The organism is Enterococcus ratti, assembly GCF_001886195.1.
In the GTDB taxonomy this organism is placed as follows: Bacteria; Bacillota; Bacilli; order Lactobacillales; family Enterococcaceae; genus Enterococcus_B; species Enterococcus_B ratti.
The window spans coordinates 162,748-170,647 of record NZ_JXLB01000003.1; the positions used below are offsets into that span (position 1 = coordinate 162,748).

Annotated in this window: 8 protein-coding genes and 1 other annotated feature; of the genes, 5 read left to right on the forward strand and 3 right to left on the reverse strand. The window is 34.7% G+C overall.

What is annotated here, in order from left to right; translation table 11 throughout:
- Nucleotides 1-63 precede the first annotated feature (63 nt).
- The 5 genes from RV14_RS02440 to RV14_RS12545 all read left to right on the forward strand — a co-directional run bounded on the left by RV14_RS02440 (nucleotide 64) and on the right by RV14_RS12545 (nucleotide 3,846).
- Complete coding sequence (locus RV14_RS02440) at nucleotides 64-759, forward strand: DUF1129 domain-containing protein (protein ID WP_071854736.1); 696 nt, start codon at nucleotides 64-66, stop codon at nucleotides 757-759.
- 251 nt (nucleotides 760-1,010) lie between these two features.
- Nucleotides 1,011-2,495: an IMP dehydrogenase gene (gene guaB / locus RV14_RS02445; protein ID WP_071854737.1), complete on the forward strand. Its 1,485-nt coding sequence runs from the start codon at nucleotides 1,011-1,013 to the stop codon at nucleotides 2,493-2,495.
- 149 nt (nucleotides 2,496-2,644) lie between these two features.
- Nucleotides 2,645-2,752, forward strand: a complete 108-nt coding sequence (locus RV14_RS12840) for a beta-ketoacyl synthase N-terminal-like domain-containing protein (protein WP_281245789.1) — start codon at nucleotides 2,645-2,647, stop codon at nucleotides 2,750-2,752.
- Nucleotides 2,753-3,311: 559 nt separating this feature from the next.
- Nucleotides 3,312-3,476 carry a hypothetical protein gene (locus RV14_RS12540; protein WP_245785439.1) on the forward strand — a complete coding sequence of 55 codons (165 nt, stop codon included), beginning with the start codon at nucleotides 3,312-3,314 and terminating at the stop codon, nucleotides 3,474-3,476.
- On the forward strand, nucleotides 3,457-3,846 hold the full coding sequence (locus RV14_RS12545) for a beta-ketoacyl-[acyl-carrier-protein] synthase family protein (protein WP_245785440.1): 390 nt from the start codon (nucleotides 3,457-3,459) through the stop codon (nucleotides 3,844-3,846). The genes RV14_RS12540 and RV14_RS12545 overlap by 20 nt, the downstream gene beginning before the upstream one ends.
- Before the next feature lie 220 nt (nucleotides 3,847-4,066).
- Here RV14_RS12545 and serS read toward each other — a convergent pair whose 3' ends face one another.
- The 3 genes from serS to croR form a co-directional block, all read right to left on the reverse strand.
- Complete coding sequence (serS, locus tag RV14_RS02455; protein WP_071854738.1) at nucleotides 4,067-5,338, reverse strand: serine--tRNA ligase; 1,272 nt, start codon at nucleotides 5,336-5,338, stop codon at nucleotides 4,067-4,069.
- Nucleotides 5,339-5,389: 51 nt separating this feature from the next.
- Nucleotides 5,390-5,594 (reverse strand) — a binding site (T-box leader).
- Between the two features lie 63 nt (nucleotides 5,595-5,657).
- Nucleotides 5,658-6,833: a sensor histidine kinase gene (locus RV14_RS02460; RefSeq protein WP_071854739.1), complete on the reverse strand. Its 1,176-nt coding sequence runs from the start codon at nucleotides 6,831-6,833 to the stop codon at nucleotides 5,658-5,660.
- Nucleotides 6,820-7,509: a response regulator transcription factor CroR gene (gene croR / locus RV14_RS02465; RefSeq protein ID WP_071854740.1), complete on the reverse strand. Its 690-nt coding sequence runs from the start codon at nucleotides 7,507-7,509 to the stop codon at nucleotides 6,820-6,822. The genes RV14_RS02460 and croR overlap by 14 nt, the downstream gene beginning before the upstream one ends.
- Nucleotides 7,510-7,900: the final 391 nt, after the last annotated feature.

The window sequence follows — 7,900 nt, forward strand, 5'->3', positions numbered from 1 at the left end:
AGTATGTTAAAATGTCTTTTGTGACAACCGTTAGACGAACGGCTAAGGAGGACTATTTGGATCATGGAATCAGAACAATTACGTGAGATAGTAAAAGAAAATAATAGGTTAGAAGAAAAATTAACGAAAAGAAACCAACAATATATATTTGACTTAAAAAAATCTTTAGAAGCTGCTAATTTATCTGAAGCAGAAAAAGTAAAGGCACTTCATGATATTCTTCCGATTTTAGTCTCTGAACAAAAAGGTGGGAAAACAGCAAGACAATTGTTTGGAACGGTTTCTGAAAGAACAGAAGCCATCATTAATAAACCAACAGAAGTTCAAGTGAACACTAAACCAGTTTTGATGTGGTTAGATAATACTTTATTATTATTAGGATTATTAAGCATTATGATCGCTATTACTGGATTGTTTTCACGTGGAACAACCCCGGCTTATGGAATATCTACACTTGTCTTTGGTTCTGCTGTCGGTGGATGGGTATTTTATCTCATGTATAAATATATTTACCAATATGAGTATCCAGGAGCAGATCGCAGTAAAAAGCCAGGTATGGGGAAAACATTGCTTATTTTAGGTGGAACAACGTTAATCTGGGTAATGGCGTTTTCTGCTACAACCTTGCTGCCTCCTATAATGAACCCTTTACTAGATCCAGCAATTATTGTCATTATTGGAGCTGCTTCATTAGCATTGCGCTATTACATGAAGAAAAAATATGGCATCATAGGAAGTTTGTCTGTTCCTAAAAAATAAGACATCATTTTTTAAAAAATGATGTCTTATTTTTTGCTGTTATGTGAGCTATTTAAACAAAGTTTCTTAGGAAAAGGTGGTTCAGATATATAATAAAAATAGTCAATGAAATGAACAATTACAAACCGTTGTGAAAACGATAACAATAAGGATATTCTTAGAAAATAAAAGGATTGTGAGAAGATTGTTGACTTCATAGAAAAAATCGATTATTTTAATAGATAAACTAAACTAGAGGAGTGGTACTAGAAATGTCCAACTGGGAAACAAAGTTCACGAAAAAAGGGCTAACTTTCGATGATGTCTTATTGATACCAGCAGAAAGTCATGTGCTACCAAACGAAGTGGATATGAGTGTACAATTAGCAAAAAATATTAAGTTGAATATTCCTATTATTAGTGCAAGCATGGATACAGTTACGGATAGTAAAATGGCTATTGCAATGGCTAGACAAGGGGGATTAGGTGTTATCCATAAGAATATGTCTATTAGTCAGCAAGCGGAGGAAGTGCGCAAAGTAAAACGTTCTGAAAGCGGGGTAATTATTGACCCATTTTTCTTAACTCCGCAGCATTTAGCGGCTGATGCAGAAGAACTGATGAGTAAGTATCGCATCAGTGGTGTACCCATTGTTGAAACTCTAGAAAATAGAAAGCTTGTAGGGATCATCACTAACCGTGATATGCGCTTTGTTACTGACTATCATATTGAAATTAATGAAGTGATGACAAAAGAAAATTTAGTGACAGCTCCAGTCGGTACTTCTCTAAAAGATGCAGAAAAAATATTGCAAAAACATAAGATTGAAAAATTACCTATTGTTGACAGTTCAGGCTGTTTAAGTGGTTTAATCACAATTAAAGACATTGAGAAAGTCATCGAATTTCCTAATGCAGCCAAAGATGAACACGGACGTTTGCTAGTAGCTGCAGCAGTTGGTGTAACAAGTGATACCTTTGAACGGGCGGAAGCGCTAATTGATGCTGGAGTGGATGCCATCGTTATTGACACTGCTCATGGGCATAGTGCTGGTGTGATTCGCAAAATCCAAGAAATTCGTTCGACATTTAAAGAGACTACATTGATTGCCGGAAATGTTGCTACAGCAGAAGCAACAAAAGCATTATATGATGCCGGAGTTGATGTTGTAAAAGTTGGGATTGGTCCCGGTTCAATTTGTACAACTCGAGTGGTAGCTGGCGTTGGCGTACCACAATTAACTGCAATTTATGATGCAGCTTCTGTTGCCCGTCAATATGGAAAAGCAATTATCGCTGATGGAGGAATCAAGTATTCAGGTGATATTGTAAAAGCGTTGGCTGCGGGCGGACATGCAGTAATGTTAGGAAGTATGTTGGCGGGGACAGACGAGTCACCCGGTGAATTTGAAATTTTCCAAGGTCGTCGCTTCAAGACTTACCGCGGAATGGGATCACTAGGCGCAATGGAAAAAGGTTCAAAAGATCGTTACTTTCAAGGTAGCGTAAATGAAGCGAATAAATTGGTTCCAGAAGGAATTGAAGGTCGTGTCGCTTATAAAGGAAGTGTGGCAGACATCATTTTCCAAATGATTGGTGGATTGAAATCTGGCATGGGATACGTTGGCGCAGGTAATTTAAAACAATTACGTGAGGAAGCACAATTTATTCAAATGAGTGGAAACGGCTTAAAAGAATCACATCCACATGATGTTCAAATTACAAAAGAAGCACCCAATTATTCAGTAGAATCCTAATTTGATGTTATAGCATAGAGAGGTTGTAAAAGCATTGTCTGTCAATGTTTTTACAACCTTTTTTAACAGTTATTTTTATTCGTAAATAAGAGGGGCAGTTTTCTAATTCTTTATTTAAAAAATTAGCAAAGATAAGGAAGTTATTTATAATGAAAAGAGTAGTGATAACAGGTATAGGGATCATCTCTTCTTCTGATAAAAACATAGAAGAATTGTGGTCAAACGTGAGTCAGGGAATTTCAGGAATAAAAAAATAGAAACAGAATAATTTAATGGGTCGCTAACAAGAATTGGCGGAATTATCGATAATTATGCGATTAATAATACCTTAATCAAAGAGAGATAAAACAAACGAATCGTTTTACTTATTTTGCAGTCAATAGTCTTTCGATGATGCACTTTGCTTCTAAAAATTTTGATTTAATAAAATGTGGTGTTATTGTTGATACAGGAATAGGAGATTTCATACATTAATTAAAAATCAAAAGACTCTTGAAAAAAGAGGAAGTCGACGAGTTTCTCCTTTAACAATACCGAAAACAATAGGAAACATGGCAAGTATTTTATTTCCATTAAAATTGGCCTTCAAGATGTAACAATATGTCCTATTTCAGCTTGTACTACGGTAATCAAGTGATAGGCGAAGCATTTCTTAAGTTAAATACGGATTAAGTGAAGCATTCTTGTAGGTGGGACAGAAGCTTCAACTACACTAATTTCTTACGCTGGATACTGCAATATGAAAGCGCTATAAAAAGAATGATCAATCTACTTTAGCTTCAAAGCTTTTTGATAAAGACAGAGAGGGTTTTTTTCATGTCGGAAGGGGTTGGAATTGATTTTTTAGAAGAAGTTGAACATGCAAGATCACGCAGTGTGAAAACTTCAGGTGAAATTATTGGATATGGGTTGCTTTTTGCTGTCTATCATATGACGCCGCCACATTCTAAAGGAACTAGTTATGATGCAAAATGCTCTTGAGTTGGGAAATGTTAGCATGGCTGAAATTGATTATTTAAACGCCGCTACAGGCAATAAGATCGGTAATATTAGTGAAAATCAAGCATTAAAAAAATTTTTGGAAAACAAACGGAGCAATTCCATTAGCTCTACAAAGTCTGTGATAGGATCCTTATTAGGAGCAGCTGGAGGAAGTGAAGCAATTATTAGCTTAAAAGCTATGTTTCATGATATTTTACCGTCAATGATTAATCTGAAAGAAGCAGATGTTTACTGCGACTTAAATTGTACTCCTAATTATAAAATCCTCCATCGAACAAATTTTGTGCTTTTAAATGGAGTCGGTTTTGACGGACATAATGCTTCTATATTTTTAAAAGAAATAGCCTAAAGACTCATTAATACCTTTAGTTTTTCAATTTATTTCATGTTATCGAAGTAGTAGAAAGTGCGTTCTTTTTAGCAAAAAACGCACTTTCTACTTATAAAATGCTTCTTATAATTAATTAGTAAAAAGAATTGATTATTGACGGAAATATATTTCAAACATTTGAGAAATACTATCATTGTTCATTTATTTTCTGTGTAATCTTTTCAATTAATTTATCTGTTTACTTAATTACTTTTAAATTACCCATATAAGGAACAAGAATTTCAGGAATGGTTACTGAACCATCTTCATTTTGATAATTTTCAAGAATAGCTGCAACTGTTCGACCTACTGCTAGTCCAGATCCATTTAAAGTATGCGCGAAATGAATTTTACCATTTGCGTCACGATAGCGAATCATTGCGCGACGAGCTTGGAAATCTTCGCAATTTGAACATGAACTAATTTCACGATACATTTCTTGTGCAGGAATCCATACCTCTAAGTCATAAGTTTTAGCAGCTGAAAAGCCCATGTCGCCGGTCGATAGAGCCACCACACGATAAGGTAAATGGAGTTTTTGGAGGATATCTTCTGCATCTCTTGTCATTTTTTCCAATTCATCATAAGAATGTACGTCATCAGAAAATTTAACCATTTCAACTTTATTAAATTGATGCAAACGAATCAATCCACGAGTATCGCGCCCAGCACTCCCTGCTTCAGAACGAAAAGCTGGACTAAGAGCAGTAAAGTAAATAGGTAAATCTTGTTCGTTCAAAATTTCGTCATTGTAGTAATTTGTTAATGGAACTTCGGCGGTTGGAATTAGCGTTAAATCAGTGTTTTCTAGTTGAAACACATCCTCTTTAAATTTAGGAAACTGTCCTGTTCCGTACATAGCACGACTATTAACGATATAAGGCGTGATCATTTCTGTATATCCATGTTCGTAGATATGCTGGTCCAACATAAAATTATAAACAGCACGTTCTAAGCGAGCACCTAGTCCTTTGTAATAAACAAAACGGCTGCCAGAAACTTTTGCGCCTCTTTCAAAATCTAAAATATCAAGATTTTCTGCAATTTCCCAATGGGGTTTAGGTTCAAATGAAAAATTTCGAGGCTCATTCCAGCGGCGAATTTCAACATTATCTTCCTCATCTTTTCCAACGGGTACGGAGTCATCAGGTAAATTTGGTAAAGTCGTAGCCACTTGCTTTAACTTTTCATCTATTTGTGCGATTTCTTCATCAAGCGCTTTAATAGTGCCACCGACTTCTTTCATTTCATTAATTTTAGGAAAAGCATCTTCTTTCATTCTTTTTAATTGTGCAATTTCAGCAGAAACATCATTACGGTATTTTTTTAACTCTTCACTTTTCACCAATAATTCTCTACGATTTTCATCAAGTTTTATAAATTCAGCTAAGGTTTCTTTTTTTACACCACGGGTCACTAGTTTTTCTTGAACATACTCAAAATTTTGGCGTATCATTTTTACATCTAACATCATTAATCCTCCTTAAATATAATAAAAAAAGACTGAGTCCATCCCTAACGTGCTTGGGACGAATCAGTCTAACATTCGCGGTACCACCCGAGTTCAGCAAATGAACATGCTGCTCTTGTTAACAGATAACGGCTGCTTTACCGACCTTTCTTATTTCGAAAGATGCACCTAAAAGAACTGGAAATTCCAAATTATTTTTTACTGATTTACACCAACCATCAGCTCTCTAGAAAAAAATAAAATGTACTAGGTTCAGTGCTCCACAAAATATAAACGATCACAATAAGAATATCGAATATTTTAGATTTCGTCAACCTATTCAAGACTTTTCATTTCGTTTAATAGGAAGATGCATAATAAAACAAGTCCACTGATGATCTGATTTAGCGTAAATGTAACCGCCATGTAAAGCGACGATACTTTGGGCAATAGCTAAACCCAACCCCGTTCCTCCAGTTTCTTGGGAGCGAGATTCTTCCACTCGATAAAAGCGATCGAAAAGATTATCAATTGCTTCTTGAGGAATCATGGCACCGTTATTTTTAACAGTTGCTACAACTTCTGAACCAATTTTTTCGACTTCTATGATGATTTTTGTTGCACCTTTTCCATATTTTAAAGCATTTGTCAACAAATTATTAAAAACGCGAACTAATTTTTCGGCATCACCATCCATAGTCAACGTTTCGATTTTAGAAGATACCAAAATTTGGATGTTTTTTTTTGCTGCTTCTAATTCAAAATCAGCTGCCAATTGCTCAATTAGCTGGATAAGATCAAAAGCCGAAAAATTCACAGGAACAGCCGGTTGTCTTACTTTTGTATATTCAAACAAGTCATCTACTAAAGATTTCATTTGTTTTGCTTTAATGTAAGCAGTATGAGTATATTTTAACAAGTCTTCCTTTGTTTGATACTGTCCGTCTTCAATTAAACCTAAGTAACCTATAATAGACGTTAGCGGTGTACGAATGTCGTGGCTAACATTTGTAATTAACTCATCTTTTGATTTTTCAATTTTACGTTCATCTTCAATAGCAGCAACGGTACTATCAACTAACCCATTGATACTGCTTACCACACGGCTAAGGTCTCCCGTTAACTCAAAAGGAATTCGATGGTCGTAGTTTCCGTTGGCTATATAGTGAAGTTCGCTAATAATGTGGCGCAGCTGCATTTGTCGGTAGCGACGAATAAGACGCCAATATAATACACCTACGTCTAAAAGAAAGAAAAGGGGAATGAGAAAATTTCGCCCATTCCAAAATAAATCACTGTTTAAACGTTTAGCAAAAATATTTTTTGAATCCCAAATGGCATTTGTCAGAGAAGGAGAACTACTAATTACTGTACTAAGGATAACTAAAATAGCGACATTTAATAGAAGAAGTAAGATAATAGTAATAATCCCTTCTGCCAACAACTCACTTATTTCCTTAGAAGTTAAATCAATTCGTCGACGTTTTTCTGTTTCTCTTGTTTTATCTTGCCTCAATTTTATAGCCCACTCCCCAAACAGTTTGGATGACTTTTTCCCCCCCCGTTGCTTCTTCAATCTTATCTCTTAAGTGACTAACGTGCACCATAACAGTTTTAGCGGAAACGATACTTTCCTGTTTCCATACCCGTTCAAATATTTCATCTGCGCTAAACACGCGATTTGGGTGACTCGCTAACAAATAAAGAATTCCAAATTCCAAGGCAGTCAACTGGATTTCTTTGCCATCAATTGTTTTTACTTCATGAGAATCTTTATTAATAATTAAAGAATTAACTTCTAATATATCAGGTTGATTAGGTGTAATCTGCATTTTAGTCCGACGAAGTAAGGATTTCACTCTTGCCATGACTTCTAAAGGATTAAAAGGTTTGGTGACATAATCATCAGCGCCAGCAACGAGGCCTTTAATTTTATCCATGTCTGTTGTTTTTGCTGTGAGCATAATAATAGGAACTTGTGATTCTTTTCGTAATTCTTTCACTACTTGCATTCCATCCATCTCAGGCATCATGATGTCTAAAATCAATAATTCAATCTCAGGAATTGTGCGTATCTTTGATAAAGCTTCTTTCCCGTCATAAGCTTTCACTGCTTCATATCCCTCATTGTGAACATAGATACTTAGTAATTCAACAATTTCTTTGTCATCATCAGCAATTAATATTTTCATAGATTATTCCTCCAGAGTTAGAATGTTACTATTTACTTTACTATTCATTCTAGCAAAAAAAAGCATAAATAGAAAAAAGCAGCAATTTGTTAATGAAAATTTTAGAAGGCTTGATATAGACGGAAGGAGCAAAACAATAAAAAATTAAAAACAAATAATGAACAAATATAAATGATAAGTATTTGAGTATATTGATAAAATAGTATTTTTCTTATTGACTTTCTGAATTGATATTGATATATTACTATGTGTTCAAAAAAGATCATTCAGTAAAATAGTCAAAAAATTATTGACAGATAAGTTATGTTGTGATAACATAACTGAGGTTATTTAAAAAAACTGTTTTTAAAACTTGATTTTATCGAATAAAACTTCAAAAAAGTTCTTGACA